Origin of the sequence: Phaeodactylibacter luteus, assembly GCF_007993045.1 — a bacterium.
Classification (GTDB): Bacteria; Bacteroidota; Bacteroidia; order Chitinophagales; family Saprospiraceae; genus Phaeodactylibacter; species Phaeodactylibacter luteus.
This window is the reverse complement of sequence record NZ_VOOR01000010.1, coordinates 44,339-70,985: the sequence shown is the minus strand read 5'-3', so window position 1 is coordinate 70,985 and position 26,647 is coordinate 44,339. Positions and strand designations below refer to the sequence as shown.

The 26,647-nt window shown below is 54.6% G+C and carries 21 protein-coding genes and 1 other RNA gene; 15 read left to right on the top strand and 7 right to left on the bottom strand.

Annotated features, from left to right (window positions below; genetic code table 11):
- Positions 1-89: 89 nt before the first annotated feature.
- The 6 genes from FRY97_RS06710 (at position 90) to fsa (ending at position 5,529) form a co-directional block, all read left to right on the top strand.
- Positions 90-2,231 carry a heavy metal translocating P-type ATPase gene (locus FRY97_RS06710; RefSeq protein ID WP_147166676.1) on the top strand — a complete coding sequence of 714 codons (2,142 nt, stop codon included), beginning with the start codon at positions 90-92 and terminating at the stop codon, positions 2,229-2,231.
- A gap of 74 nt (positions 2,232-2,305) precedes the next feature.
- The gene (locus tag FRY97_RS06705) at positions 2,306-3,232 is read left to right on the top strand and encodes a DUF4249 domain-containing protein (RefSeq protein ID WP_147166675.1); all 927 of its coding nucleotides are present in this window, start codon (positions 2,306-2,308) and stop codon (positions 3,230-3,232) included.
- Between the two features lie 101 nt (positions 3,233-3,333).
- Positions 3,334-4,014, top strand: coding sequence for an oxidoreductase (locus FRY97_RS06700; protein ID WP_147166674.1), 681 nt, complete (start codon positions 3,334-3,336; stop codon positions 4,012-4,014).
- Between the two features lie 128 nt (positions 4,015-4,142).
- Complete coding sequence (gene gldC, locus FRY97_RS06695; protein WP_147166673.1) at positions 4,143-4,496, top strand: gliding motility protein GldC; 354 nt, start codon at positions 4,143-4,145, stop codon at positions 4,494-4,496.
- Between the two features lie 58 nt (positions 4,497-4,554).
- Positions 4,555-4,650: signal recognition particle sRNA small type (gene ffs / locus FRY97_RS06690), an RNA gene on the top strand.
- Positions 4,651-4,872: 222 nt separating this feature from the next.
- Positions 4,873-5,529, top strand: coding sequence for a fructose-6-phosphate aldolase (fsa, locus tag FRY97_RS06685; protein ID WP_147166672.1), 657 nt, complete (start codon positions 4,873-4,875; stop codon positions 5,527-5,529).
- 435 nt (positions 5,530-5,964) lie between these two features.
- Here fsa and FRY97_RS06680 read toward each other — a convergent pair whose 3' ends face one another.
- From FRY97_RS06680 to FRY97_RS06670, 3 genes are all read right to left on the bottom strand, one after another.
- Positions 5,965-7,029, bottom strand: a complete 1,065-nt coding sequence (locus FRY97_RS06680; protein ID WP_147166671.1) for a sensor histidine kinase — start codon at positions 7,027-7,029, stop codon at positions 5,965-5,967.
- A gap of 158 nt (positions 7,030-7,187) precedes the next feature.
- Positions 7,188-7,871 carry a response regulator transcription factor gene (locus tag FRY97_RS06675; RefSeq protein ID WP_147166720.1) on the bottom strand — a complete coding sequence of 228 codons (684 nt, stop codon included), beginning with the start codon at positions 7,869-7,871 and terminating at the stop codon, positions 7,188-7,190.
- 155 nt (positions 7,872-8,026) lie between these two features.
- Entirely contained in the window at positions 8,027-10,444 is a 2,418-nt protein-coding gene (locus tag FRY97_RS06670; protein ID WP_147166670.1) for a heavy metal translocating P-type ATPase, read from the bottom strand.
- Positions 10,445-10,835: 391 nt separating this feature from the next.
- Between FRY97_RS06670 and FRY97_RS06665 the strand changes: the two genes are divergently transcribed.
- The 4 genes from FRY97_RS06665 to FRY97_RS06650 all read left to right on the top strand — a co-directional run bounded on the left by FRY97_RS06665 (position 10,836) and on the right by FRY97_RS06650 (position 16,321).
- Complete coding sequence (locus FRY97_RS06665) at positions 10,836-11,654, top strand: serine O-acetyltransferase (protein WP_147166669.1); 819 nt, start codon at positions 10,836-10,838, stop codon at positions 11,652-11,654.
- Between the two features lie 163 nt (positions 11,655-11,817).
- Complete coding sequence (gene nhaA, locus FRY97_RS06660; RefSeq protein ID WP_147166668.1) at positions 11,818-13,152, top strand: Na+/H+ antiporter NhaA; 1,335 nt, start codon at positions 11,818-11,820, stop codon at positions 13,150-13,152.
- 485 nt (positions 13,153-13,637) lie between these two features.
- Positions 13,638-15,026: a dipeptidase gene (locus FRY97_RS06655; RefSeq protein WP_147166667.1), complete on the top strand. Its 1,389-nt coding sequence runs from the start codon at positions 13,638-13,640 to the stop codon at positions 15,024-15,026.
- A gap of 407 nt (positions 15,027-15,433) precedes the next feature.
- Positions 15,434-16,321 carry a pepsin/retropepsin-like aspartic protease family protein gene (locus FRY97_RS06650; RefSeq protein WP_147166666.1) on the top strand — a complete coding sequence of 296 codons (888 nt, stop codon included), beginning with the start codon at positions 15,434-15,436 and terminating at the stop codon, positions 16,319-16,321.
- A 52-nt stretch (positions 16,322-16,373) separates the two neighbouring features.
- Here the strand turns inward: FRY97_RS06650 and FRY97_RS06645 are convergent, their stop codons facing one another.
- A complete protein-coding gene (locus FRY97_RS06645; RefSeq protein WP_246141607.1) occupies positions 16,374-17,726 on the bottom strand; it encodes a DNA recombination protein RmuC in 1,353 nt (450 codons plus the stop codon).
- Positions 17,727-18,169: 443 nt separating this feature from the next.
- Positions 18,170-18,979, bottom strand: a complete 810-nt coding sequence (gene proC / locus FRY97_RS06640; RefSeq protein WP_147166665.1) for a pyrroline-5-carboxylate reductase — start codon at positions 18,977-18,979, stop codon at positions 18,170-18,172.
- Between the two features lie 221 nt (positions 18,980-19,200).
- Between proC and FRY97_RS06635 the strand changes: the two genes are divergently transcribed.
- The 5 genes from FRY97_RS06635 (at position 19,201) to FRY97_RS06615 (ending at position 24,190) form a co-directional block, all read left to right on the top strand.
- Positions 19,201-19,815 carry a YceI family protein gene (locus tag FRY97_RS06635; protein WP_147166664.1) on the top strand — a complete coding sequence of 205 codons (615 nt, stop codon included), beginning with the start codon at positions 19,201-19,203 and terminating at the stop codon, positions 19,813-19,815.
- A 489-nt stretch (positions 19,816-20,304) separates the two neighbouring features.
- Positions 20,305-20,649, top strand: a complete 345-nt coding sequence (locus tag FRY97_RS06630) for a hypothetical protein (RefSeq protein WP_147166663.1) — start codon at positions 20,305-20,307, stop codon at positions 20,647-20,649.
- 114 nt (positions 20,650-20,763) lie between these two features.
- Positions 20,764-21,003 carry a FeoA family protein gene (locus FRY97_RS06625; protein WP_170254530.1) on the top strand — a complete coding sequence of 80 codons (240 nt, stop codon included), beginning with the start codon at positions 20,764-20,766 and terminating at the stop codon, positions 21,001-21,003.
- A gap of 130 nt (positions 21,004-21,133) precedes the next feature.
- Positions 21,134-23,254, top strand: coding sequence for a ferrous iron transport protein B (gene feoB / locus FRY97_RS06620; protein ID WP_147166661.1), 2,121 nt, complete (start codon positions 21,134-21,136; stop codon positions 23,252-23,254).
- Positions 23,255-23,425: 171 nt separating this feature from the next.
- Positions 23,426-24,190, top strand: a complete 765-nt coding sequence (locus FRY97_RS06615) for a hypothetical protein (protein WP_147166660.1) — start codon at positions 23,426-23,428, stop codon at positions 24,188-24,190.
- 317 nt (positions 24,191-24,507) lie between these two features.
- Here the strand turns inward: FRY97_RS06615 and FRY97_RS06610 are convergent, their stop codons facing one another.
- Entirely contained in the window at positions 24,508-24,885 is a 378-nt protein-coding gene (locus FRY97_RS06610; RefSeq protein ID WP_147166659.1) for a hypothetical protein, read from the bottom strand.
- 286 nt (positions 24,886-25,171) lie between these two features.
- On the bottom strand, positions 25,172-26,629 hold the full coding sequence (locus FRY97_RS06605) for a pyridoxal phosphate-dependent decarboxylase family protein (RefSeq protein WP_147166658.1): 1,458 nt from the start codon (positions 26,627-26,629) through the stop codon (positions 25,172-25,174).
- Positions 26,630-26,647: the final 18 nt, after the last annotated feature.

The window sequence follows — 26,647 nt, the reverse complement described above, 5'->3', positions numbered from 1 at the left end:
GTTATAAGGTAGCTGATTGTGGCAAAATTGCCTTGACCTGCCTATAAAAAGGATTGAACAGGTTTGGGGTTCAATATAAAGGATAAATCATGGATGAAAATATTAAGGATGACTTGGTAGAGCTCAGGGTATCGGGCATGACCTGCAACAATTGTGCAGCAAGCTTAAACCGTTACCTTGAGCGCAAAGGGCTGGAAGGCGTTTATGTCAATTTCCAGACCGAGGAGGTCCGTTATCATCAAGGGCAGGCTAGCATAGGGCTGGAAGAGGTCAAGAAAGGGATCCACAAGCTTGGGTTTACCGTTGAAGAGGACGCGCCTGGCCAGCAAGGCCCTTGGTGGACGTTGGAGCGCAAGCTTTTCATCAGCGCTGTGTTCACTGTGCCTTTGTTGCTGCAGCACCTGCTCATGATGGCAGGAGTGGAGGTCCCATTCCTAGAGGATTATTGGGTGCAGATGGGGGTGGCGCTGCCGGTATACCTCATCGGTTTTTTCCACTTTGGGCGCTCTGCCCTTAGCTCCCTGAAAGGAGGCGTGCCCAATATGGATGTGCTCATCTTCGTAGGCAGCACCGCTGCATTTGGCTACAGCTTGACTGGGACTATATTGGGCGAAGCCAACTACATTTTTTACGAGACCAGCGCTACCATTATCACCTTGGTGCTGGTAGGCAATTGGTTGGAAAAGCGGGCGGTGCAACAGACGACCACGGCGATCGGGGAGCTGGCCAAGCTGCAGGTAGAAACAGCCCGTAAGCTGATGCCCTCCGGTACGGTGGTGACCCTCAAAAGAGACGAGGTCAGGGTAGGGGACATCCTCTTGGTGAACGAAGGCGATAAAGTGCCTTTGGATGGGGTCATTTTGGAGGGCCAAGCCGCTATTGACGAATCTATGCTTACCGGGGAAAGCCTTCCGGTCGAAAAAGCTGCTGGCGACCGCGTCATAGGGGCTTCCTTGGTCGCCTCGGGCAACCTGAAAGTAGAAGTGTCGGCTACAGGCCGGGATACGGTGCTCGAGCAGATGATAGAGCTGGTCAAAACTGCACAGCAGGATAAGCCAGACCTTCAACGGCTGGCCGACCGCATCAGTGCGGTCTTTGTGCCTGTCGTTTTGGGCATTGCGTTGTTGACCCTGCTGCTTGGGCATTTCGCATTTGGGCTGGCTTTTGGCAAAGCCCTGATGAATGCCATTGCTGTGCTGGTGATCTCTTGCCCCTGTGCCATGGGGCTGGCTACGCCTACAGCCGTTATGGTCGGGGTTGGCCGCTTGGCGCGCAATGGGATTCTGGTGAAGGGTGGTGCTACGCTCGAGCTTTTTGACCGGGTAGAAGCTATCGTCTTCGATAAAACAGGCACCCTTACGACCGGGCAGTTCAAAATCAAGGAGATCACCTACCCTACCGGCGAATCTGCTAAAGCCAATGCGCTGATCTATCAGATGGAGCGGCATTCCTCCCATCCTGTGGCCCAATCTCTAGTGGCAGAAATTGGGCCGAGGCTCAATGGCGTGAAGGCGGAGCTGCACAACGTCAGGGAGCAAAAAGGCTTGGGGATGTGGGCGGAAAGCCCCGAAGGGAAAGTGTACCAATTGGGCTCTGCCCGTTTGCTAGAACAGGCAGGGCTGAGCCCCGTGCCGGGGAACCTATTTCTTCTGGAGGGGCAGGTGCTGCTTGCTGTCATCACTTTGGCAGATGATATACGGCCTGGGGCCAAAGGCCTTGTTGACTACCTTAAAGCTCAGGGCAAGGAGCCTGTAGTACTGAGTGGTGACCAAGAAGCTAAAGTAGCAGAGGTAGCTGGCGAACTGGGCATTTCAACATACTATGGCGCTCAGCTTCCGGCCCAGAAACTAGAACGGGTAGGGGCCTTGGCTGCTGCTAAGCCCACTGCTATGGTCGGGGATGGGATCAATGATGCACCCGCTTTGGCAAAGGCCACGGTAGGGATTTCCCTCAGCAATGCTTCCCAAGCGGCCATACATTCCGCCCAGGTCATATTGCTGAATGGGCAGCTGCCTTACTTGGAGCGGGCTTTCCGTATCTCTCGGCAGACTGTGAAAACCATAAGGGAAAATTTGTTCTGGGCATTTGCCTACAACGTGGTGGCCATCCCCATTGCCGCAATGGGCTATCTCAACCCTATGTGGGGGGCCCTGTTCATGGCGTTTTCAGATGTGATTGTCATCGGCAACTCAATACGGCTGAAGTACAAGCGTATCGGCGGGGCAAAGTAGGGGGCGGCAAAACAATTCGGGCAGCGGCAAGGTTCCTATCCATGCCGGAACGGCTTGAATAACGCAAATACCATATGAAAAACTTTGGTTTCGCCTTGCTGCTCTTATTGTTTTGGGGTTGCGAAAAAGAATTCCTGCCAGATGTGGCCAATGTCGAGCCTGCCCTTGTCGTCGAGGGGTATATCGAGGCTGGGAGCGAGCCCCGTCCTGCATTTGTGGTCTTGTCCAAAGCCCTGCCGTTTTTCAGCGAATTTAATGCAGACGACTTCAGCGGCAATTTCATCCGGGGGGCAGAGGTCAGGGTTTCTGATGGGCAGGATACGGTGACCCTTACGGAAGTCTGCCTCGAAGACCTTACACCGGTGCAGAAATCTGCGGCGGGCGAGCTCCTTGGGCTTAACTTGGACAGCATTGGGTTCAACTTTTGTGCCTACCTTGACTTGGGGCTGCAATTGCCTGGCCAGGCTGGCAAGACTTATACGCTGTGGGTCGAAGCGCCCCCTTTCCGTGCTCAGGCCGTGACCACCATCCCTTTGCATGTCCCTATAGATTCTTTGCGCTTCCGCGAAAACCCTGGCGAGCCAGTGGATACGCTTGCACAGCTGGTCGGCTATATTCAGGATCCCCCTTCAGTAGCCAATTTTTACCGTTATCAGGTCGGTATCAATGGAGGGGCAATAGCCAGCCCGGCTGCATCGGTCGTAGATGACCGGCTGTTCGATGGGGATTTGGTGGAGTTCCCTCTGCTGCGGCCACAGCCACGGGGGGAGACCGAGTTCGATTTTTCAACCTTTGGGCTTTACGAAACCGGCGATACGGTCACGGTGAAATGGATCACCCTTGACGAGGCCCACTACAACTTTTGGAATACGGTAGAGTTCAACACCGCCAATCAGGGGCCTTTTTCGAGCTACACCCTCATTGAGTCCAATGTGGAAGGCGGTTTTGGCATTTGGGGCGGCCTCTCCGCTTCTTACTACACACTGGAAGTAAAGAAGTAAGCCGTCAATCCCTGCAATCGGCAGCAGGAAGTCTTTATCTTTGCCGCCCTGCTGCTGTAAAAGGGCAGGGCAACAACAAAATAACAGGGGATACCCGTAACATGGAAATTACCCAACATCAAAAAACGGCCGTGGTGCTTGGCGCTTCGGGCCTTGTCGGCGGGCACTGCCTGCAGCAACTGCTCGGGCACAGCGCTTACGGGAAAGTGGTAAGCCTTGGGCGCCGCAAGCTGGGCTTTGCCCACCCCAAACTTTCACAGGAAATCGTCGACTTTGCGCGGCTGGATGATTTTGCACCGCTGTTCGAGGGGCAGGATGTCTTCTCTTGCTTGGGGACCACCATGGCCAAAGCGGGGAGCAAGGCTGCTTTTTATGAGGTAGACTTCACTTATGCTTATGAGACTGCCCGCCTTGCGCGGGAAGCGGGGGCTAATCAGCTGCTGCTGGTCTCTTCTGTTGGCGCAGATGCAGACTCCCTCTTTTATTATTCGAGGGTAAAGGGGGAGCTGGAAACTGCAGTGAAGGAGCTCGGTTACTGGGGGCTGCATATTTTCCGCCCCTCCCTTTTATTGGGGGAGCGTAAGGAAAAACGGTTGGCCGAACAGCTGGCCGTGCGCCTGAGCCGGGGCATAGCCCCACTGATGCAGCGCACAGCCTTATCGCCTTACAGCCCTATTGAGGCTCAAGATGTTGCCCAGGCTATGGTGCGCACTGCGCAGCGCCTCGAGCCTGGTGCATTTGTATATGACTCTGGCACTATTTACAACCTGGCTCATGCCTGAAAAATACACTTGATGTGTTGGGCTAGTGTAGCGGGAGAATAAGCCATTCTTGCCCTGCAATGATCCCCGGCGCATCTCGTCTGATAAGTGCTGGGAAAGACTGAATTAAAACTGAAGACCAAATCAATATGGCACACGAAGTCAAAAGAAAATCTGATATCCACATCAGCGTCGGGCTAGATGAGGAAAATATGCCTGTCGAAATCGAATGGGCATCAGCTGACGCGCCTGCCGGGCCTGCGCCCCAAGATGCAAAAGCGTTCCTGCTGTCTATCTTTGATAAAGATTCTAAGGACACCCTGCGCATAGATCTATGGACGCGGGATATGCAGGTCATTGAGATGGACCGGTTCATGTTCCAAACCCTGCGGGCCTTAGCGGATACCTATTACAAAGCAACGCAAAATGCGGCCCTGGCTTCTGATATGCAGCGTTTTGTGCAATACTTCGGCGAGCAGACAGAGATCATCCCGAAAAAATAAAAAAAAACTGCCGGGGAAGGGTTTGGAAATTTCTAAATGGAAATATACCTTTGCCGTCCGGCGAGCGCACATGACTAGCTCCCGCTGAATCCCCCCAGGTCGGAAACGAAGCAAGGGTAGGCAGGTTGAGCGGTCGATGTGTTGCTCGCCTTATTTTTTAAGGCGAACTTCTCCTTTCCAACATCCCCACATTTTTGTTGTCCTCCAAGATAAATGCAGCGCTACAGATAGGCGTAATGCCTAACAAGGTCTTATCTTTGAGCTGTTTTACAGCTATTCAACCACAAATGTAGCCTGTTTGGAACGGTTTGCAATTGGAACGAGCTCCAAATATGCTCTTGGCCCGGGCTCCCGGGCACAACAAAAATTAAATACCATGAAGTTCTTCGTTGATACGGCGAGCCTTGATCAAATCAAGGAGGCTAATGAATTAGGCATCTTGGATGGCGTGACCACCAATCCGTCCCTTATGGCCAAGGAAGGCATCCGCGGGGATGAGAATGTCATCAACCATTATAAGGCGATCTGTGAAATCGTTGACGGGGACGTCAGCGCGGAAGTCATCTCCACTGAGTACGAGGGCATGGTGGAAGAGGGGCGCCGGCTCGCTGGCATTGCTCCCAATATTGTGGTTAAAGTCCCGATGATAAAGGATGGGGTTAAGGCGCTCAGTTATTTCCGAGACAATGGCATCCGTACGAATTGTACCCTTGTGTTCTCGGCAGGGCAGGCAATCCTGGCTGCCAAAGCAGGGGCTACCTATGTTTCCCCTTTTATTGGCCGCATCGACGATATTTCTTGGGATGGCATGGCGCTGATAGAGCAAATTGCAGAAATTTATGCCATTCAAGGTTTTGAAACAGAAATCCTAGCAGCTTCTATCCGTAATGCCAAGCACATTGTGGATGCAGCCCGTGCCGGTGCTGATGTGTTCACTTGCCCGCTGAGCGCAGCATTGGGCTTGCTCAAGCACCCGCTCACAGACATAGGGCTGGAGCAGTTCTTGGCGGACCACAAAAAAGCCAACAGCTAAATTTTACAACGGTAATGCCCCTTTGGGGCTGATTGTGGATCAGTTGCAGAGGGGCATTACCGTTAAACAAACGGGCCCGGCTTGGGCATGAATAGGAGGGGCTAGAGGCTAAAATCTCAAGGGCATGAACCCTCAATACCGCAGTCGTTTAGAGAGCCTGTCGGGACTTTACGCTGGCATTGGCCTAGCGCTGCGAAGGGGTGGCCGAAGGCCAGACCCGACGCCTGTAGGGCGAGGGGCCGAGCGGATAGCGAGCTCCGTAGCATAGCGGCACCTGCCTTCACGGCAGGGGCAGGCCCCTATCCTTGTGGAGGGTGCAGGGGCAAGCCCCAAAAAGCGGCCATCTGGTTTGGGCACCAACCCCAATGCCCTCGAAATGCGATATCCTGAAAATCCAGGGTCCAAGGGCCTATGCCACAGCATTCAGCCCAGTGCCTAGTCCCCCTTTGATTTTTTCAGGGTAAACCCAAAAGTTGACCCCAGCTGAGGGGCGCTGCGCACATTGATGGTTTGCTTGTGCGCTTCGATGATGTGCTTGACGATAGACAGGCCAAGGCCCGACCCGCCCCGCTCCCTTGAGCGGCTTTTATCCACGCGGTAAAAGCGGTCGAAAACGTGGTTGATGTGTTTTTTGGGTATGCCCAGCCCATTGTCCGCAATTTCGATCAAGATGTTGCTGTCCATATCATAAAAGCCCACCCGGGTACGGCCATTCTCCTTCCCGTATTTTATGGAATTGTGGACGAGGTTGGTGAGCACCTGCCGTATGCTCTCCCGGTCGGCTTGGACTTTGAAGCCCTGTGCAGCTCCATCTTTAAGCTCTAGCCGGATATTCCGTTGTTCCGCCTTGAACTCCAAGTCTTCAAACACCTCTTCTGTCAGTTCCCGGATATCAAAGGTTTGGATCTCCAGCATGAGCGCCCCCGACTCCAGGCGTGAAATGGCCTCTAAGTCTTCCACGATTGTGTGCAGCCGTTCAAGGTTCTTAGCTGCCTTGGTCAGGAATGTCCGATTGACTTGCTCATCTTCCAGGGCGCCGTCGAGGAGGGTGTGAAGGTAGCCCTGTATATTGAAGATAGGCGTCTTGAGCTCATGAGAGATATCGCCTACAAAATTGCGGCGGTACTCAGCCCACGCTTTATATTTATCGAGCTCTTCCTGCTGCTTTTCAGCCCATTCTGCGACCTGCTTCTCCATTTCATCGATGATGTTCACCGTCACATCGATCTGCTTGGTCTTTTCCTGGGAGGTCAGTTTGTGCTTGTGGATGGTTTTGTAAATGAGCTTGATTTTGCGGTAAATATACTTCCGCAGGTAATAAATGGTAGTGAAATAGGCCGCAGTGAAGATGGCTATGCACATCACGATGGTGGCCACGCCCCAAGGGAAAAGGACCATAGTGCGCAGCCATTCAATGCCGAGCCATACGATTACAGCGCTGCCTGTGATGTAGAGGGCAACGACTTGGGCGATATGCTGGGGTGTCGGGTTCTTTAACATATGATCAGAATAGGAAAGCGCATTTATGGAAAAGCCTGCCCCATCAGCGCTATTTGTCAGGTATAAGAATCAGTGCAAGCCCGTCAGCAGGCCATGCCAACAATTGGAACCTTGGCGTGCAGACCGCATAGGAGAGGTAGGCACAAGCAGGCGGAGCATCAAAACTCAAATTTGTAGCCTATACCTTTAATCGTCTTGATGTAGTGGTCGCCGATCTTTTCGCGCAGCTTGCGGATATGCACGTCTATAGTCCGGTTGCCTACGATGACATCGGTGCCCCAAACCTTATTGAATATTTCTTCTCTGGAGAAGACCTTGCCCGGCTTGGACACCAGAAGGTAAAGCAGCTCAAACTCTTTTTTGGCCAGCTCGATCACCACATCCCCTTTGGTCACTGATACCCGGTCCCGGTCAATGAGCAAGTCCCCCACTTGAACGGTATTGGGCGATTCTTCTTCTACGGTGCGTTCTGACCGCCGGAGGAGGGCTTTGATCCGGCTGATGAACACCCGGGGGCGGATAGGCTTGGTGATGTAGTCATCACCGCCCACTTCAAGAGCTGCGATTTGGGAGTAATCCTCTTCCCGTGCCGTAAGGAAGGTGATAAGGGTGCGTTCGAAGCCCGGGCGGCTGCGCAGCTGCCGGCAAACTTCCACGCCATCCATTTTGGGCATCATGATGTCCAAAATGATCAGGTCCGGGCGCTCCTGTTCTGCAGTTTTTATGCCTTCTTCACCATTGGGTGCGGTGTAGACTTCAAAACCCTCTTTGAGCAGGTTGTACTTTAAAAAATCGAGGATATCCGGTTCATCGTCAACGATGAGGATTTTAGCGCTCTCCATGAGGTTGTGTAGGTTAGTCATTAAAGCCGCTGTGCCTATAACATAAGCAATAATCGGGGGAAATATGGCCCGATAATCTGCAAGGCGCGCTCAAAGTTAACCCTTCTGTCTACCGGGGTCCGGATACCTGCATTAAAAAAATGTTAACAATACCCTTAGAGCCCCATCCGGTGTGCGGTCCAATTGCTGGACAGGGTGCCGAAGAGCACTATGCTGATGGAGCTGAGCGGCATCAGTATGGCCGCAACGATAGGGGAGAGGGCGCCCTGTACTGCAAAGCTCAGCCCTATGGTATTGTAGACTAGCGCGAACGCATAGGCATAGTACACTAGGCGGATGCTTTTCCGTGCAAATGTGGTAAAAACAGGCAGTTGCTGGAATGCTTTGGCGTCTAGTATGCCATCGCAGGCCGGGGTGAAATTGTTGGTATCCTCTGTGAGGACAATGCCCGCTTCGCTCTGTTTCAGTGCTCCGGCGTCGTTGAGCCCGTCGCCCAGCATCAGCACCTGCTGCCCTTCGTCCTGCAGCTGCTTGACAAAGGAGAGCTTATCTTTGGGGGCTTGATGGAAGTGGAGCGCAGCTTCTGGGAAGAGGGGCGCAAGGTGCGCCCTTTCTCGGTCGTTGTCGCCTGAAAGCAGGTAGATTTCCGCTTTTTGCTTGAAGAACTCGATGACCTGGCTCAGCCCTTGCCGGAAACGGTTGTGGGAGATGAAGTGGCCGCGGTATTCGCCATCAATGGAAAGCCAGGTGCCGGTGCCTGCCGATGTGCCGCGCACGGCAAAGGCAGGTTTCCCGATCCGTATCTCGTGGCCGTCTGCCCAGCCTTTCACCCCCTGCCCGGTCACTTCTTCCCAGCCTGACAGCCCAGCCGGCTGCTTGGCTCCCCACAGCTGCTGTATCTGCTGGCTTACGGGGTGGCTGGAAGGGGCCGCTGCTGCTGCTGCCCAGCCAGCTTCTGTGGGGGTAAGCGGCGCTCCGTGGAAGGTGATGTGCCCGTTCCCCCTTTCCGTAAGGGTGCCGGTTTTGTCAAAGACCACTGCTGTGGCCTGTGCCATGCGCTCGATGACTGCTGCATTCTTGAGGAAAAAGCGGTGGCGGGCGAGTACGCGCAGCGCATTGCCAAAGATAAAGGGCACTGCGAGGGCCACAGCGCAAGGGCACGCAATGATGAGCACGGCTGTGAAAGCATTGACCGCCATGCCGGTGTCTTTTGGCAGCCAGTAAAATAAAGTGCCCGCCCCGATCAGCAATATCGCAATGGTGAAGTATTTGCCTACCCGGTTGGCGAGTTCGGTAGTGGGGGAGTCCTGGCTCTTGGTAAAGGCCTCGTCGTTCCAGAGCTGGGTGAGGTAGCTTTGCGATACCCGCCGGGTAAGGGCAATCTCTAGCACAGGCCCGGTTTGCCGGCCGCCGGCGTAGACTTTGTCCCCAGAAGCAGGGGAGACGGGGTCGGACTCGCCCGTGACAAAGCTGTAGTCGATGGCGCTCTCTCCACTGATGAGGATGCCGTCTGCCGGGATGAGCTCCCCATGCCCAACGCGGATGTGGTCTCCGGGCTCTAGTTTGTCTAGTGTTACGTTTTCTGTCGCCCCTTCCCCGTCAAGGCGGTGGGCGGCAATCGGGAAATAAGATTTGTAGTCCCGCTCAAAAGAGATGTTGTGGTAGGTGCGCTGCTGAAACCATTTGCCTGCAAGCAGGAAAAAGACCAGCCCGGCTAGGCTGTCCAGGTACCCTGGGCCGCTGTGGGTAAGGATCTCAAAAGCCGAGCGCCCAAAGAGGGTCAGTACGCCAAGGGCGATAGGGACGTCAATATTGAGGTTGCCCTTCCTCAGCCCAGACCAGGCAGAGAGCAGGTAGTCTTTGCCCGAGTAAAAGACCAAGGGGAGGGCCAGTAGCAGGTTCAGGTAGCCGAACAGTTGGAAAAAGTCGCCTTCTAAGGCTTTGTCCAGCCCCAGGTATTCCGGAAAACTGAGCAGCATGATGTTGCCAAAGGCAAAGCCGGCCACCCCAAACTTGTAGTAAAAGCTACGGTCTACCACAGGCTTTTCGCCCCCATCGAGGTTGCTGAGGTTGATGGCAGGGGTGTAAGCGATGCTGTCGAGCAGCTCTACCACCTGCCTCAGGCTCATCTCGCTTTCGCGGAAATGAATGAAGACTTCCTTGCTGACAAAGTTGACCTTGCTCGCAAGTATGGCAGGGTTGAACTTGTAGAGGTTCTCCAGCAGCCAAAGGCAGGAGGCGCAGTGAATGGCGGGGATGTAAAAAGTGGCCCGGGCCTGCTCCCCGTCCCTGAAGTCGATCAGCTTCTCCCTGACCGCTTCGTCATCGAGGAAAGCCCAAGTGGCCGACTTTTTCCCTTTGAGGTTGAAGCCGGCTTTTTCATCGATGTCGTAATACCGGCACATGCCATTCTCATTGAGTATGGTATAAACGGTCTTACAGCCTTCACAGCAGAAGTGATGGCCCTCGAATTGGATGTCGGTGTGGCCGCAGGGCTCCCCGCAGTGGGTGCAGGCCGTTGGCGTGTCTGCGCTTCTTGGCTCAGCCTCTAATTTTGTTGTGGCAGCAGGCATAGGTTTGGTCAGTTTGCGATGTCGGATAAATAAGCCAGTACTACGGGCACAAAGCTATAGAGCTGAGCTCCCCCCGGCGGTGACTTTTGTCAGCTGCGCCTCTGATAGGTGTCAGGCTCTGGCGGCAATGCCCAATTGGGCCTTATTGGTTTTGGGCAGGGCAGCGGGCTAGCGCTGCGGAGGGGTGGCAAGCCCGTCAGGGCCGAGCGGACAGCGAGCCCCGCAGCATAGCGACGCCTGCCGCTAGGCAGGGGGAGGCCCCAAAGCATAGCCTCCGGCCTTTTCGCTCAAATATGGAGCTGCTTCCAAACTTTTGGGCAGTAAATGCAATTGATAACAGGGCACCCGCCTTGCGGGCCTTGCCACGAACCGAACACAGACTACCACAATTATGGATGAGCAGCAATTTATCGAACGTTTGTTCAAATCGCATAAGGATTCGCGTAAAATCCCATCTCCCAGCGAGGTGTGCAACTGGCTGAACGGCCTGTTGTCTGTCATGTTCCCGGAGCTCTCTAACCACCGGTACCGGAACGAACGGGAGCTGGCGCAGTATTATCAGCAGCTCAAGCTAGAGCTGTACACGCTGCTGGAGACCATAGAGGATATGCTGCCTGGCAGCGCCCGTGAGCTGGAAGAAGCCTTTCTGGAAGAGCTGCCGCTCAACTATGAGCGCCTGCGCATGGATGCAGAGGCGATATTGAAAGGCGACCCCGCTGCAGTGAGCCAAACGGAGGTGATCCGTACCTACCCAGGGTTCCGGGCCATAGCGGTGTTCCGCCTGGCGAACACCTTCCACCGGCTCGGCGTGCCCCTCATCCCCCGTGTCCTGACAGAGCATGTGCACGGGCTTACCGGCGTGGATATCCATCCCGGTGCGACCATCGGAGACCGCTTCTGCATTGATCATGGCACTGGCATAGTGATAGGCGAAACGGTAGAGATCGGCAATGATGTGAAAATTTATCAAGGGGTGACCCTCGGTGCGCTCAGTGTCCGGAAAGAATACGCCAAGACCAAGCGGCACCCGACGATAGAGGACAATGTGGTCATTTACTCTGGCGCGACTATCCTGGGCGGGGAAACGGTCATCGGCTCGGGCAGCATCATTGGCGGCAATGTTTGGATCACCAAGAGCGTTGCTCCGGGCTCAAGGGTGTATTACAAAAGTATGGAAGAGGCTGCTGCGCCTTCCGGCGCAGCAGGGTAGGGCACTGCTGTAGGGCAGAACGATACTCAGGCTTGGGGTGTGGTGAGGGTTGCCGGCAGGGGGAACCTGTGCACACCAGGGAGAACATGAGCGGGCAGGGGCTTGTTTTATGGTGGGAGAAAATTCTTTCAGCCTAAAAATCAATGTTTTACGCCCAATTTATATGAACGAACCTGCACCACTGATCCACAAAATCACCCGCCCTTTCCGCCAGATTATCCGCCAAGAGTCTTCCAGCGGCGTTTTGCTCATCATCAGCACCCTGATCGCTTTAGCTTGGGCCAACTCTCCCTTGGCGCCATCCTACTTCGGGCTCTGGGAAACGCCGGTATCCATAGCCATAGGCACAGAAGCATTCACCAAGCCCCTGCTGCTTTGGGTCAACGACGGCCTAATGGCTATTTTCTTCTTCGCTATCGGGCTTGAGATCAAAAAGGAAGTGCTGGATGGTGAACTGTCGAGCCCCGCACAGGCTGCGCTCCCCCTCCTTGCTGCAGTCGGCGGTATGCTTGCACCGGTGGGCCTGTTCTTCCTGCTCAATGGCAACGGGGTGGGCGCAGAGGGGTGGGGCATCCCGATGGCCACCGATATCGCCTTCTCCATCGGGATACTCGCGCTGCTGGGCAGCCGCGTGCCACTGAGCATGAAGATCTTCCTGACGGCTTTTGCGATAGTAGACGACCTCGGCGCCATACTGGTCATCACACTTTTCTACTCCCATGAGGTACACTTGCAGCCGCTGCTCACCTCCGTGGGCGTGCTGGGCTTCCTCTTCCTCTGCAATTATGTGCTCAGTGTAAAGCGCAACTGGGTCTATCTGGTAGGGGGGCTCTTCGTCTGGTACTATATGTTCAAGTCGGGCATTCACCCCACTATTGCAGGCGTGCTCGTTGCGATGTCGGTGCCAGCCCACAACCGTATGCGTGCCCGCCGTTTCGCTGGCACGATAGAAGAGTTCCTTGACAACTTCCGGATGGAAGCAGCAGAAGAGGGCGGCCCGTTTATCCCTGAGGAAGAGCTGCACCGGATCCGGCATATCCGCCGCACGGTCCGGTCTGTACAGCCTCCCCTTCAGCGGCTGGAGTATCAGCTCAGCGACTTTGTGGCCTTTTTTGTGATGCCCCTCTTCGCCCTGGCCAATGCGGGCATAGTCCTCAGAGGCGGGCCAGCGTTGCTGGGCGAGCCCTTGTTGGCGCACATCGCCCTAGCTCTGGTAGCCGGCAAGGTATCCGGTATCTTCTTGTTTTCTTGGGCAGGCGTGAAGCTGGGCATAGCCACCTTGCCCCCTGCATTCCGCTGGGCGCACCTGATCGGGCTGGGGCTGCTGGGCGGCATTGGGTTCACCATGGCTTTGTTCATTGCCAACCTGGCGCTGCAGGATGCAGCCTTGCTGGCACAAGCCAAGCTGGGCATCCTGATTGGGTCTGCTGTAGCCGGTACTTGCGGTTACTTCCTGCTTTCTGCTACCCTGCCCAAAAAACGCCCGGAAAAAGGTTGATGCACTGGCCGGCTTGGGTGCAGCCATCTTCCAAAGCCCTTTCAGATACCTGTATTTGGGGCCTCCCCCTGCCTAGCGGCAGGCGTCGCTATGCTGCGGGGCTCGCTGTCCGCTCGGCCCTGACGGGCTTAGAGCTGTTCAGATTTTGCTTTTGGAGCGAACGCAGCCAAATTTTGCCCTGATCGAGGCGTTTTATATTCAAGAATGGGATAAAAGGGCCCCATTCTTGAATCCAATAGCCTAGCTACGTGACCGAAAAACAACGAAGAGCAGGACAAAATTTGGCAAGAGCAGCCCGAAGGGTAAAATCCGAACAGCTCTTAAACCCCTCCGCAGCGCTAGCCCGCTGCCCTGCCCAAACAGCTGCTGGGCTAGCCTCTTGCCGGTGCTCCGGGCAGTATGGGGGCAGCCTACTTTGTCTGCAACGATGCGGCAAAAAGACAGCTTTTCCGTACTTTAGGCGCTTTCAAAACCAAATAAGTACCATGCAAAGCGTACAGCAATATATTGAAGCCCACAAGGATCGGTTCTTGGAAGAGCTGCTCGAGCTACTTCGTATCCCTTCCGTGAGCGCTGACCCTGCCTACAAGGCCGATGTCCTGCGCACGGCAGATTTTGTGGCCGAGCGCCTTAGGGATGCCGGTGCAGATCATGTGGAAATCTGCCCGACTGCGGGTTACCCTATCGTCTATGCGGAGAAAATCGTGGACCCGGCCAAGCCAACAGTGCTCGTCTATGGGCACTATGATGTGCAGCCGCCCGACCCGCTAGAGCTGTGGGAGTCCCCACCGTTTGAGCCTGTAGTGAAGCCAACGGCCAAACACCCTGATGGCGCTATTTTTGCTCGGGGGGCGTGCGACGACAAAGGGCAGTTTTACATGCATGTCAAGGCTTTCGAGGCCATGGCCGCTACCGGCAGCCTGCCCTGCAACGTGAAGTTTATGATAGAAGGGGAGGAAGAGGTCGGCTCGGCCAACCTGGGCATCTTCTGCCGGGAGAACCAGGAAAAACTGTCTTGTGATACCATCCTGATCTCAGATACCTCTATCATCGACAATGAAGTGCCTTCCATCACGGTAGGCCTCAGGGGGATGAGCTACCTGGAGGTAGAAGTCGTAGGCCCCAACCGCGACCTCCACTCCGGGGTATACGGCGGTGGCGTAGCCAACCCTATCAATGTCCTTTGCGATATGATCAGCAGCCTGATGGATGCAGACAAGCACATCACCATCCCAGGCTTCTACGATGAGGTGGTAGAGCTGACGGCGGCAGAGCGCGAGAAGCTCAATGAAGCGCCGTTCAGCCTTGACCAGTACAAGGAAGACCTCGATATCGGCGATGTGCAGGGGGAAAAAGGCTACAGCACGCTTGAGCGGGTCTCTATCCGCCCCACCCTTGATGTCAATGGGATATGGGGCGGTTATATAGGGGAAGGCGCAAAGACGGTACTGCCGAGCAAAGCCAGTGCCAAAATCAGTATGCGCCTGGTGCCCAATCAGCGGCCAGAAGTCATTACCCGGCTTTTCCAGGAACATTTTGAGCGCATTGCCCCGGCTTCCGTTAAGGTGAAGGTGAAGCCCCACCACGGCGGCGAGCCGGCGGTCACCCCTACAGATACCCCCGAGTACATGGCCGCCTCCAAGGCCATGGAAAAGAGCTTCGGCAAAACGCCCATCCCTACCCGGGAAGGGGGCAGCATCCCCATCGTTGCCCTTTTCGAGGAGGTGCTGAATGCCAAGAGCGTGCTGATGGGCTTCGGGCTGAACAGCGATGCGATACATTCGCCCAACGAGCACTATGGGCTGTTCAATTATTACAAAGGGATAGAGACCATCCCTTATTTCCATGATTTCTACGCTGAGCTGAAGGGGTAAGATCCTGCCCACGCTCGCACAAGAAGCCTTGCCAACGGTATCCGCTACCGGGGCAAGGCTTTTGTTTTTTTCAGGCTACTGTGCTGAGAGGGCTGCACCGTACTGCCTTTTGGCATGCGCCACTTTTGCCCTTGAGGCCAGTAAACTTTTCCGCCTCTTATTAGGTTTATGTTAATTGAATGTTAACTTTGTATTAATTCAAAATTAACCGCCTGCGGATTGGGCGATTAAAATGAAGCGATGGAAACGCAAAGTTTAATGCCGGGCGAAACGGAGCCGGTAGGCACGGTAAGGCCCGGGGATGCGGTATTGGGGTAAAGCAGTGTATGCAACGCCCCGCGGCACCCCCGGGCTAATTGCATCACTTTAACAGCACGTAAGTTGCTGTGCCCCAATATAAGAGGAAGATGAAGAATTTGATTTCAGTTGCCCTGCTTTGGGCATTCGGGTGTAGTGTGGTTTTTGGAGCGGATGAGGTCCGCAAGGTCCCTTTTGAGCTAAGGAGCGGGCTGGTGATCGTGCAGGCAGCGATCAATGGGGATTCCGGAAGTTTTGTTTTTGACACGGGCTTCCCGCATACCGTTGTCAACCCCAAGAAAGTGGAAAACCTGAAGCGCCTCCCTCATGTGGCTATGGGGGCTGCCCTGAAAGGCCTTCCCGTGGAGGTTGGGCATTTTACCTGGGCGGGCATAGAACGGCGGAACCTGACCGCCGTGGCCATGGATGTGCGTACGCTGGAGCGCACTTCCGCTACGGAGCTGATGGGCGTCATTGGCTTGGATGTGCTTGAGCAGCACGAAGTGCTTTTCGATATGGCCAACCAAGTACTGATGCTCTACGATGCGGATGAGGATTGGCTACACTTGCAGCGCACACCGGTTCACGAGTTCCGGTTCCGGCTGAAAGCCGGGCTGCCGGTCATCAAGGCCAAGGTGGGCAAAAAACGCCTTTCGATCGGTGTAGATGTTGGGGGCAGCCGCAACTTGATGTCGGAGGAGATGCTCACTGTATTTTCAGCTGCCCATCTTGGGGAGCGGTCAAGGAAATGGATGCGGGGGCTGAATCAGGAAGAAGCCTATATGACTATCGCGCCGGTCTGCGGGCTGCAGTTGGACAGATCTGCCTTTGAAAGGGTAACCTTTGTCTTTGGCGACCTTGGCCGTGCAGACTCATTTGGCATACAAGGTTTGCTGGGGCTCCCTTTCCTGGGTAAGTACCGTTTTTCTATCAACTACAAGACTAAACGGATTTACCTTTGGCCGCATGCCGCAGAAGCGAATTACAGGCGGATATAGGAGGAGTGCAGCGGGCGTTCAGTTTGCTCGCTTTTCCCAGCTTAGGCAAAGGTTAGGGGGCGTCATCTTCTTCAGGCAGCCGCTCCTGCAAGAGCTCTTCCGGGAGCTGTTTGCTGGCTTTCGCCCCCAATATGCGGATGCGCTCTGCCCGGCCGACCAAGGTGTCGCCAAACTTTTTGCTGTCCGAAAGCTTGTTGAGGGCACCGTGGTAAGCGCCCTGTGCTTGATCCAACCGCTGCCCGATTTCTTTAAGGTCTTCGGCAAAGGCACAAAACTTATCGTACAGCAGCCCGCTCTGCCGGGCAATCTCTAGCACGTTGCGCTTCTGTTTTTCCTGCTGCCAGATGTAGCTCACCGTGCGCATAGTAGCGAGCAGGGTAGAATTGCTGACGAGCACGACATTAGCTTCCAATGCTTCGGTGAACAGCTGTGGGGCTTCCTGAAGCGCTAGGGAAAGCGCTGGCTCAATCGGGACATAGAGCAGCAGATAGTCAGGGGTGTGGATTTGGTATAAGCCTGTATAGTTTTTCCCGCTCAGCCCACGGATGTGCTGCCGCAGGCTTTCGATGTGGGCTTTCAGGGCCTGATCCCGTTTATGGCCATCATCGGTATTGTGGTACTTTTCATAGGCTACCAGAGAGACTTTTGAATCGACGATGAGCGTCTTTTTTTCTGGCAGGTGGATGATGAAGTCGGGTTGTTTGAGCCGCCCATCCTCATCACGGAAAGAAGGCTGAGCAGAAAAGTGGTAATTCTTTTGGAGCCCTGCAGCTTCGAGCAGGCGCTGCAGCTGCATCTCTCCCCAGTTGCCTTGGATTTTGTTGTCGCCTTTCAGGGCTGCCACGAGGCTGTTGGCATCTGCGCTCAGCTGCTGATTCAGCTTTTGGAGCTGTTCGATTTCTTTGCGGAGCCCTGCACGGTCACGGGTCTCTTCAATAAAGCGCCGGGCTACGCCTTCCTCAAAGCGCTGTATATGCTCTTGCAAGGGGCTCAGCAGTTGTTGGAGCTGCTGTTGGTTCTGTTGGGTGAACCGGGAAGCCTTTTCTTCCAGTATATCGTTGGCCAGTTTTTCGAACTGCAGCTGCAAGCGCTCCCCCTGTTGCCGGGCCTCCTGCATTTGTTGTTCCATCTGCCCGGACATATTGAGGATCACCTGCTCCTGCTTGGCGATCCGGCTTTCCATCAAGCGGATTTCGGCCTCTTTTTCATGGTTGTCCTCCTTCGCCAGGTCAGCTTGCCGCTCCAATTGGTCATAAACAGGCTTAGGGACGTACTGCTGGGCGATCTCTTCGGGGCTGAGGGCGCGCGCGCGCCGTGCTTTGCCAATCAACCAACCGATAAGCCCTCCTGTCAGCAGCCCAGTCAGTAGGGTAAGGAAGGGGAGCAGTGTCTCTTCGGCCATCATAAACGCATTCGTATTATTGGATAGCTGATAAAGTTACACTTTTTTGGTAATGTTTTGAAGCTAAATCAGCCTGGGCGTAAACTAAAATGTCGCTTGCATTGATGCTTTCCGGGCTCTAGTGCCTCAAGCCATAAATCCTTGCCACCCCAAGTTTCGTTCTTTTCCGCCTACTCTTCGTTAAAGAACCGCTCCTTTAGCTCGGGCTAAAGTCGCGAACCTTCGCCTTGATTAGCCGGCAAATAACTTCAACTTAAGTATCAGAGATTTATGGCTTAAGGCACTAGCCTGGCATTGGCCTAGCGCTGCGAAGGGGTGGCAAGCCCGACAGGGCCGAGCGGACAGCGAGCCCCGTAGCATAGCGGCACCTGCCCGATGGCAGGGGCAGGCCCCCCACATTGTGCAGGGCAGGCGCCTCAGAAAAACGACAATTGGGTTTGTGCCTATCAGCCTTGCCCTTTGCCGAGTTCCACTGCCCGGTCAAAAGCAGCTTGGGCGCCCGAAACGATATCGTCCCCTACTTTGTCTTTGCGGTAAGAAGCGAGCGCAGCTTCCGTAGTCCCGCCTTTAGAACAGACCTTTTCGATCCACTCCTCGCAGGTGAAATCCGTTTTGTTGAACAGCTCTATAGCCCCTCTGAAGGTCTGACTGACGAGCAGCTCGGCCTCCGAGTGGCTGAAGCCCATGCCTCTTGCCGCATCCATCATCGACTTCATGAAATACCATACATAGGCAGGGCCGCTCCCGCTGATGGCCGTGGCAGCGTCTATTGCAGATTCTTCCTCCACGTATACGGTCTTTCCTGTAGTATTCAGCAGGTTTTGCACCATGACGAGCTCGATACGGGTTACGGCATCGGAAGAGGTGAACGCGGTCATGCCCATGCCGATTTGTGCCGGCAGGTTGGGCATAGCCCTAATGACCTTGCCCGCTCCAAGCGCTGATTGGATGGTCTGTATTTTTACGCCGGCCATTATGGACAGGAACACCTGCTGTGGGTCGATCAGGGGCTGCAGGCTGGCAAACAGCGCGCCGCAATCCTGCGGCTTTACGGCCAAAATGACCAAGTCTGAGTCGAGCATGCAGTCTTCTGCTCTGCCATAAACGGTGCCAATATCCCGTTTGGCCAGCTCTGCCGCTTTTTCCGGAGATTTTTCGAGGATCATCATATCCTCTTTGGTGGCGATATGGGAGCGGAGGAAACTTTGGGCGTAGGTCAGGCCCATATTGCCGCCGCCGATGATGAGGATTTTCATGGATACGGTTTAGTGGTTAACCGCGCTTAGGGGGCAGAACGGGCCCGCAGCACGCAGGGTTTTATTGGCAGGGGGGGTAAATCTACGAAAGGGAGGAGAGAAAAAAAATAAATTCGATGTTGCAACTTTGAATTAAGCCCATTACCTTTGCATCGTTGTTTAAACATTATTGGCGCTTTTGGCGTTATTATCCGGAATTCACAAAAAATCAAATTCAACTTATGAAAAAGGTATCAATCTTCACCATGATGCTGGCTGCTATGGCCACGCTGAGCATGAGCTTTACCAACCCATCAAACAACGGGCAGCCCGAGCGCCGCAGCGTTTCTGTTTCGGAAAGTACCATCGTGTGGAACGGGTACAAGGTGACTGGCTCTCATACCGGCAACATTCAGCTGAAATCAGGCGAGCTGGAATACGATGGCAAAGGCATGCTGACTGGCGGCTCTTTTGAAATCGACATGACCACCATCACTTGCAACGACTTGCAGGGCGAGTACAACCAAAAATTGGTAGGCCACCTGAAGTCAGACGATTTCTTCGGCGTTGCCAACCACCCGACAGCTACTTTTGAGATCACACAGGTAGTACACCGTGGCACACCGGGCGATTACAAAATCGTAGGGGACCTCACCATCAAGGGGATCAAGAAAGAGATCAAGTTCATGGCCAACGTGAAAGAAGACGGCAACAATAACGTAGCGACAGCGGAGGTTGTGGTTGACCGCTCTGAGTACAATGTCCGCTACGGCTCTGGCAGCTTTTTCGACAACCTCGGCGACAAGACCATCTACGATGAGTTTGACCTGCAGGTGACCCTCGTGACAGCGAAGTAACCCAGCACCGCCCTGCCTCTAGCTGTGGGGCACAACATATAGTTTTCCAAGGCAGGATTCTGCTCCTCGTCTATTACGTGGTGTGCAAAGTTGGCACAGGTGATTTTTCGCTCGCAAGGCAAAAAGCGCAGTATAGCCTACACAAAGCGTGGGGGAAAGAGCCCCCACGGTGGAGTCGGCTAAGCTTTTCAACTTGCCTGCAGTGCGCAAGCAGGCGCAGCGAGCGGAAAAGAGAGCAAGTCAAAATGCATGAATTTCGCCATGGAGAACGATAAACCACCCAACAACAGGGGGGGCGCTCGATTGTGCTCCCCCTGTTTCATTTACAGCCTGCCGAAAGTCACGGCCCGGTAAAAATTAGCGGGCTAGCCTTCTGATTTTTATCTGGACGAAGTCTAAATAAAACTTTTTAACTTTACTTTTGTCTTCCTTTTCGCTGCCTGCCAAGCAGACGGGCACAACAGCATAATCTAAGCGGAGAAAAGAACTATGGAGAAAGGGGCAGGTTACAGCCGATTGCTGGAAGCCTTTTTAAAGGGGCACTACCACGAAGAACGATTGGACGGGGCTTTGTGCTCTCAAGGTGATGAAGGGCTGTTGCCTCCGCATACCATCGTACAGACAGATGTGGTGCAAAAAGACGGCAACTATGTGGTATATCTCATGCATATTGATGTAGAAGACCCCGCCCAGTTTGTACGCCTGCCTGCACGGGTTTGCCAAGATCAGCGTACGGCCGAGATCATTGCCTCCTACAAGTGCAGGCTGTGTGCCTGCGATTTTTGCGTCCCCTTGACAACAGGAATGGAGGATTTCAATTTTTCGGACAACTGAGCGTCTCAATACCTAAGATTAGGTAAAAAGTAGGGAAAGTGAGTTGGGTTACAAAAATCAGCCCATTGCACAAGTTAACTTTAGGTAAACATTAGAAGTTAAAATCAGGATATAGTGGTAGCCACGACAAATCAAACCAAGCCTCTTGCTGCATTTAAGGAAGGAGAGGCGGGCATCATCGCAGGTTTTTCGAACGATCAGCTCGGCAGCAAATTGATTGCTATGGGCATTCTGCCCGGTGCCCGCCTTCGGTTGGTCCGCAAAGCCCCGTTTGGTGGTGCGTATTACGTAGCGTCTGGCAACTTTCGTGTGGCACTGAGAAAGAGCGAGGCAGCCGGAGTCCTTCTTTCCTGACGGCAGCCGCCCCCGCTTTTTAAGGCGCGGCTTTTATGCTTTAGGGCCAATCAAATTAGCTTAATTTTGCAGCGGGGAGCGCCTTTCGCTCCAGCTCTCTTCTACACTTAAACAGCAGGAAATCATTTCGATGGCGCATACCTATACTGTAGCTCTCCTTGGCAACCCCAATTGTGGCAAATCCTCCCTTTTCAATCAGTTGACCGGCTTGCGCCAAAAAGTCGGCAATTTCCCCGGCGTTACTGTTGACAAAAAAGTGGGCAGCCTGCCAAGAGGAGAGGGGCCGCCAATAAAGGTCATTGATTTTCCAGGCACCTACAGTTTTTACCCAACCTCTATTGATGAGCGCATTGTCGTACAGGCCCTGGCCAACCCGCAGGATGATAACTACCCGGACGCGATCATCTACGTAGCGGACGTCACCAAAATAGATAAGCATTTGCTCCTGCTCACCCAGATCCGGGATTTGGGGCTCCCCGTTGTTTTGGCCCTCAATATGATGGACGTAGCCGAGGAGCAGGGCCTCCAAGTGGATGTTGCAGGCCTTAGCGGGGCGCTAGGCGTGCCGGTTGCCCCGGTCAGCGGCCGCACCGGGGCTGGGCTTGAGCACCTCAAAGCGGCCATAAGGGCTATGGCTAATGGGGAAGCAGGGCAGGCTGCCGCCTCACCTTTTTACCGTATGCCTGAGCCGCACCTAAACCTGGCCCGTGCTGCGGCAGAGATCGTACCGGGAGCCAATACTTACCAGGGGCTGCTGATTGCCCACCACCGCGAATGGCTGCCTTTCCTGTCTGGGGCACAGCAGCAATTGCTGGGCAGCCTGGCAGAAGAAGCAGGCTTTGTGCCGCTCCGTGCACAGGTGGAGGAGACGATGCAGCGCTTCGACCGTTTCGTGCCGCTGGTCAAGAAGCATATTTCCGAGCCCAAGGCAGCGGATAGTGCGCTGACTTCAAGGCTAGACCAAGTGCTTACCCACCGTTTCTGGGGGCCTGTTGTTTTCTTTGGCCTCATGCTTTTGGTTTTCCAGGCCATTTTTGCCTGGGCTAGCTACCCTATGGACCTCATCGATGCCGGCTTTGGCATGGCAGGGGAGTGGGTCAGGGCTACTCTGCCCTCTGGCTGGGTGGCTGACCTCATTACCGACGGGCTGTTGGCGGGCCTTGGGGGCATCCTCATTTTTATCCCTCAGATCGCCATCCTGTTCTTTCTCATTGCTTTGTTGGAGGAGGTCGGCTATATGGCGAGGGCCGCTTATATGTTCGATCAGCTCATGCAGTCTTTTGGGCTGAACGGGCGGTCTATTGTTGCGCTCGTTTCCGGGGGGGCATGTGCAATCCCTGCGGTCATGAGCACCCGCACGATAGGCAATTGGAAGGAGCGGCTCATTACCATTTTGGTCACGCCGTTCATCAGTTGCTCAGCACGGATACCGGTCTACACGGTCCTTATCGGGTTTGTAGTGCCCCCACAGCAGGTTTTGGGCATTTTCAATCTGCAGGGGCTGGCCTTTATGGGCCTTTATCTGCTGGGCATTATTGCCGCCCTGGGCGCAGCCTGGGTTTTTAAGCAGATACTGCAGACTCGGGAGCACAGCTTTCTTATGCTAGAGCTGCCAGAGTACCGCGCTCCGGTCATGCGCAATGTAGGCATTACCGTTTGGGAAAAGGTGAGGGCTTTTGTTTGGGAAGCCGGCCGGATCATCTTGGCTATTTCTATTGTCTTGTGGCTATTAGCGAGCTATGGCATGCCCGGGAAGATGCAGCAGGCAGAAGTGGCAGCGGTTGTAGAGGCAGAAACATCAGGGCTGAGCGAAAAAGATGCCAATGATCTGATCGCCGCCCGCCGCATAGAAGCTTCTTTCGCAGGCCAGCTGGGCAAGTCTATCGAGCCTGTGATCGCCCCTTTAGGGTTTGACTGGAAAATGGGCATTGCCATCATTACTTCTTTCGCAGCCCGCGAAGTCTTTGTCGGCACCATGGCTACCATCTACAGTATAGGCTCTGCCGATGATGAGTTCTCTGTACGTGAGCGTATGGCACAGGAACGCGACCCGGTAACGGGCAGGCCCGTCTATGATTTGCCCACTTCATTGGCGCTGCTGCTGTTTTACGTTTTTGCTATGCAGTGCATGAGCACCGTCGCGGTTGTAAAGCGGGAGACGAAAAGTTGGAAATGGCCGCTCATTCAGTTTACCTTTATGACAGCCTTGGCTTACCTGAGCGCCCTCGGGGCATATCAGTTGCTCTCCTGATCAGTCCAGGGCTGAATTTTAGCGGTCGAGGCTGTAGAAGCCGTCAAAATCCGTAATATTGTAGGGTGCTAAGTTGAAGGTGGGCTGCAAAGCGGCACCCCTTGCTGCACCTGTCTGTGCTTGCAGGCGGAGTAGATCAACCCTTCTGTTAAACCAGGAAAAATAAAACCCATGCGTAAAACCTACCTCGCTATCCTCTTTTTGTCCTTTTCCCTTACTGCTGCACACACGGTCAGGGCACAGGTATCGGACTCTATCACTTACCCCAACATTTACAATACCTCCGGGGGAGAGTTCATTTTCTCCTTTGCCAATATTGATGCTGACGGGGAAAGCGTCAATAATGTCATGCGCTTTAGCGCGTTTTTCCACGCCGGCCAAAAGTGGCATTTCGATTTTAGCAACCACTTCGGCTTAATGACCGGCTACGGGCTGCGCAATATTGGTTTTATCACAGAAGACGACGGCATCCGGATCGCTGCTCACGAAGGGCTCATTAGCTTAGGAGATGATGTGAAGATCAAGCGGCGGACCTATGCGCTAGGGGTGCCTGCAGGCTTCAAAGTCGGAAACTTCAACCGCAATGCCTTTGTCTATGCGGGGATGGAGCTTGAGCTCTTCTTCAACTACAAGGAGAAGCTCTTCATCAACGGTGAAAAAGAGGACAAATTCAATGAATGGTTTAGCGACCGCACGGCCCTGCTTAACCCCTCAGTGTTTGGCGGGGTGCAGTTGCCTGCCGGGGTCAATCTTCAGTTCAAATATTATTTCAACAACTTCCTTCAGCAAACCTATACAGAACGAGTCAGCGGTGTCGATTTCAAGCCCTACGAAGGCTTAGATACCCGTCTGTTCTACTTCTCGCTATCTTTCAACCTCAACCGGAGCAAGGGCAACCCTTTTGGCAGGAAGCCTCCTGTGGAAGAGCGTACCTAATGGGCTAGGGGCGCAAACCAGATTGCCGTTTTTTTCCTGCCCAGCTTGCTTCGCGTGATGGGCCTGCCCCCTCCGCAAGGATAGGGGCCTGCCCCTGCCATTGGGCAGGTGCCGCTATGCTCCGGGGCTCGCTGTCCGCTCGGCCCTGTCGGGCTTAGAGCTGTTCAGATTTTGCTTTTGGAGCGAACGCAGCCCGAAGGGTAAAATCCGAACAGCTCTTAAACCCCTTCGCAGCGCTAGGCCAATGCCAGGCTAGTGCCAGGCTAAAGCCCGGAAAGCAGCGTCAACGCCTGCGGCACTTTGGTTCACCCCCTAGGCTACTCATAGCCCAAAATCTCGATCAGGTAAGCCCCAGAGTAGCCCATTTCGATGAGCTCTTGCTGCAGCTTTTCTGCCTCAGATCTTTTGCGGAAGCTCTCGCGAGACTCTACTACCCACACCTGCTCACAAGGCCGGTAGCGGGCGACAAGGCTGCGGTGGAAAGGGTAATCTTTGGGGTGGCTGAACTTGAGGATGGCTACCTGCACTTTGTATTCGGCCACCGGGGCCGTAGCAAACTTCGGCAGCGCTGGCCGGGCGGCTGATTTGTCATACATGACGGGTATGTCGTCGCAATAAGCAGGCCGGCCTTCTTGCTGTTGGGCAATGCAGGGCAGGGCCGCTAGGCTAAGGATGAGCAGTAGTGCGTTTTTCATGTCAATTTAGTTTCTCCCGGAGCTGGCTTTGTAAGTGCCAGGCCTAAGAACAATGCCAGTGCCCTAAGTGCTGGTCTGCCCGTGATCAGCCTGCGGCCGCAGGCTGATCACGGGCAGATCCTTGGCTAACAAGGGCTTGCACCTTTGGGGCTGGCCCCTCTGATGGCATTTTATTATGCTTAGACTTTATTCAACGCTTCTTGTCACAAAAGGCGGAGGCGCAGGCCTTCATTCCGCTCCCTGAAAGATAATAGGATTTGCCTTTCTTCCCCTATTTACCCTGGGATTATCTTTTTTCTTGGGCAATGGGCAAGCCTAGCTCCTTGCACAGTTGCTGCAGCTTGAGCAGGAGCGCTTCAATCTCTTGCAGGTGGGTCCTGAAGCTCAGCACCGCCAGGCGTATCCAATACTCCCCACCGATTTGGGTGGAGGAAAGGAAAAATTGGCCGTCTTCCCAAATTTTGCGGATTAGCGCGGGGTTGGCTTGCTCAGCAGGCAGTTGCTCGCTGCCGGGGTGCCTGAAAATCATAATGGAAAGTGCGGGTTCCGGCCCGGTCTCAAAGCCCATCTCTTGTGCCCGGTGGAAGAAATATCGGCAAAGCAGGGCTTTCTCCTCTATGGCGGCCTTAAAAGGGCGGGCCCCAAGCAGTTGCAGGGGCAGCCACATGCGCAGCCCGCGGAAGTGCTTGGTGAGCTCCGGGGAAAGGTCGGCAGGGGACGGCTCCCCGCTCTCCAGGGCGGCGTCTTGCATATAATTGGCCTGGTAGTGGTAACTGCGGTATTGTGCCTTGATGTCTTTGATCAGGACTGCGCCGATGCCGTAGCTGAGGAACAGCCCTTTGTGGGGGTCCATGACGATGCTGTCGGCTTGTGCTATGCCTTGCAGCAGCGGGCGCAGTTTTTCGGAAAGCAGGAAAAAGCCCCCGTAGGCTGCATCCACATGGTACCACATCCCCTCAGCCCGAGCTATAGCGGCTAAATCCTGAAGGGGGTCGATTGCTCCAGTATCGGTTGTGCCTGCCGAGGCAACGAGCAAGAAGGGGGTGAGCCCGGCCGCTCGGTCTGTACGGATCTGCTGCTCAAGGGCATCCGGCCGTATCCTGAACTGCCTGTCCATGTCTATGTACCGTATCGGTGCTTCAGCCAGGCCTGCTATGCGCAGCGCTTTTTGTACACAATGGTGCACTTGGCGGGTCAGGTAGATCACACTTTTGCTTACTCGTTCAGCCCTTACCCCAAGGGCGTCGCGTGCGGTCGTTATGGCGATCAGGTTGGCAATTGAGCCTCCGGAAGTCAGGTTGCCCAAGCTGTTGGGCGGGAACCCGGCAAGCCTGCACATCCAGCGGATGAGCTCATTTTCCATTTTCACCGCCCCGGGGCTGGCAAAGTTGATGCCGGCATAGCGGTTTGTGGCCGCAGCTAGGTAATCCCCTAGGGCAGTAGCGTATACCCCGCCCCCGGGCACGTAGCCCAAATGCCTGCCCGAAGCCGGGTTGATACCTTGCCGGTCCACCCATTGCTCAAGCTGTGCCAACAGCTCTTCCATGGGGCGCCCTTCTTCCGGGTATACCGCAAAAAGCCCGTCTTCCACAGCAGGGGCGTCATAGGCATTTCTTTCCTGCAAGCTGTCGAGGAAGGCGTGGGAATAGGCATGCACAGCCCGGTTCCAGCCTTCCCGCTGATTAGGGGAGGGCTCGAGCTGCCTGGCAGCCTTTTCCAATGCTTTCAGTTCGTCCAAATTCATTGTATCCTATATTTTTAA

Excerpts from the sequence above, each read along its gene's own strand:
- FRY97_RS06605 (WP_147166658.1), bottom strand. The coding sequence starts at position 26,629 with ATGAATTTGGACGAACTGAAAGCATTGGAAAAGGCTGCCAGGCAGCTC.
- gldC (WP_147166673.1), top strand. The coding sequence starts at position 4,143 with ATGGCACACGAAGTCAAAAGAAAATCTGATATCCACATCAGCGTCGGG.
- proC (WP_147166665.1), bottom strand. The coding sequence starts at position 18,979 with ATGAAAATCCTCATCATCGGCGGCGGCAATATGGGCCTGACCTACGCC.
- FRY97_RS06610 (WP_147166659.1), bottom strand. The coding sequence starts at position 24,885 with ATGAAAAACGCACTACTGCTCATCCTTAGCCTAGCGGCCCTGCCCTGC.
- fsa (WP_147166672.1), top strand. The coding sequence starts at position 4,873 with ATGAAGTTCTTCGTTGATACGGCGAGCCTTGATCAAATCAAGGAGGCT.
- FRY97_RS06665 (WP_147166669.1), top strand. The coding sequence starts at position 10,836 with ATGGATGAGCAGCAATTTATCGAACGTTTGTTCAAATCGCATAAGGAT.
- FRY97_RS06700 (WP_147166674.1), top strand. The coding sequence starts at position 3,334 with ATGGAAATTACCCAACATCAAAAAACGGCCGTGGTGCTTGGCGCTTCG.
- FRY97_RS06650 (WP_147166666.1), top strand. The coding sequence starts at position 15,434 with ATGAAGAATTTGATTTCAGTTGCCCTGCTTTGGGCATTCGGGTGTAGT.
- FRY97_RS06705 (WP_147166675.1), top strand. The coding sequence starts at position 2,306 with ATGAAAAACTTTGGTTTCGCCTTGCTGCTCTTATTGTTTTGGGGTTGC.
- FRY97_RS06655 (WP_147166667.1), top strand. The coding sequence starts at position 13,638 with ATGCAAAGCGTACAGCAATATATTGAAGCCCACAAGGATCGGTTCTTG.
- nhaA (WP_147166668.1), top strand. The coding sequence starts at position 11,818 with ATGAACGAACCTGCACCACTGATCCACAAAATCACCCGCCCTTTCCGC.
- FRY97_RS06645 (WP_246141607.1), bottom strand. The coding sequence starts at position 17,726 with ATGATGGCCGAAGAGACACTGCTCCCCTTCCTTACCCTACTGACTGGG.
- FRY97_RS06710 (WP_147166676.1), top strand. The coding sequence starts at position 90 with ATGGATGAAAATATTAAGGATGACTTGGTAGAGCTCAGGGTATCGGGC.
- feoB (WP_147166661.1), top strand. The coding sequence starts at position 21,134 with ATGGCGCATACCTATACTGTAGCTCTCCTTGGCAACCCCAATTGTGGC.
- FRY97_RS06680 (WP_147166671.1), bottom strand. The coding sequence starts at position 7,029 with ATGTTAAAGAACCCGACACCCCAGCATATCGCCCAAGTCGTTGCCCTC.
- FRY97_RS06670 (WP_147166670.1), bottom strand. The coding sequence starts at position 10,444 with ATGCCTGCTGCCACAACAAAATTAGAGGCTGAGCCAAGAAGCGCAGAC.
- FRY97_RS06630 (WP_147166663.1), top strand. The coding sequence starts at position 20,305 with ATGGAGAAAGGGGCAGGTTACAGCCGATTGCTGGAAGCCTTTTTAAAG.
- FRY97_RS06615 (WP_147166660.1), top strand. The coding sequence starts at position 23,426 with ATGCGTAAAACCTACCTCGCTATCCTCTTTTTGTCCTTTTCCCTTACT.
- FRY97_RS06675 (WP_147166720.1), bottom strand. The coding sequence starts at position 7,871 with ATGGAGAGCGCTAAAATCCTCATCGTTGACGATGAACCGGATATCCTC.
- FRY97_RS06635 (WP_147166664.1), top strand. The coding sequence starts at position 19,201 with ATGAAAAAGGTATCAATCTTCACCATGATGCTGGCTGCTATGGCCACG.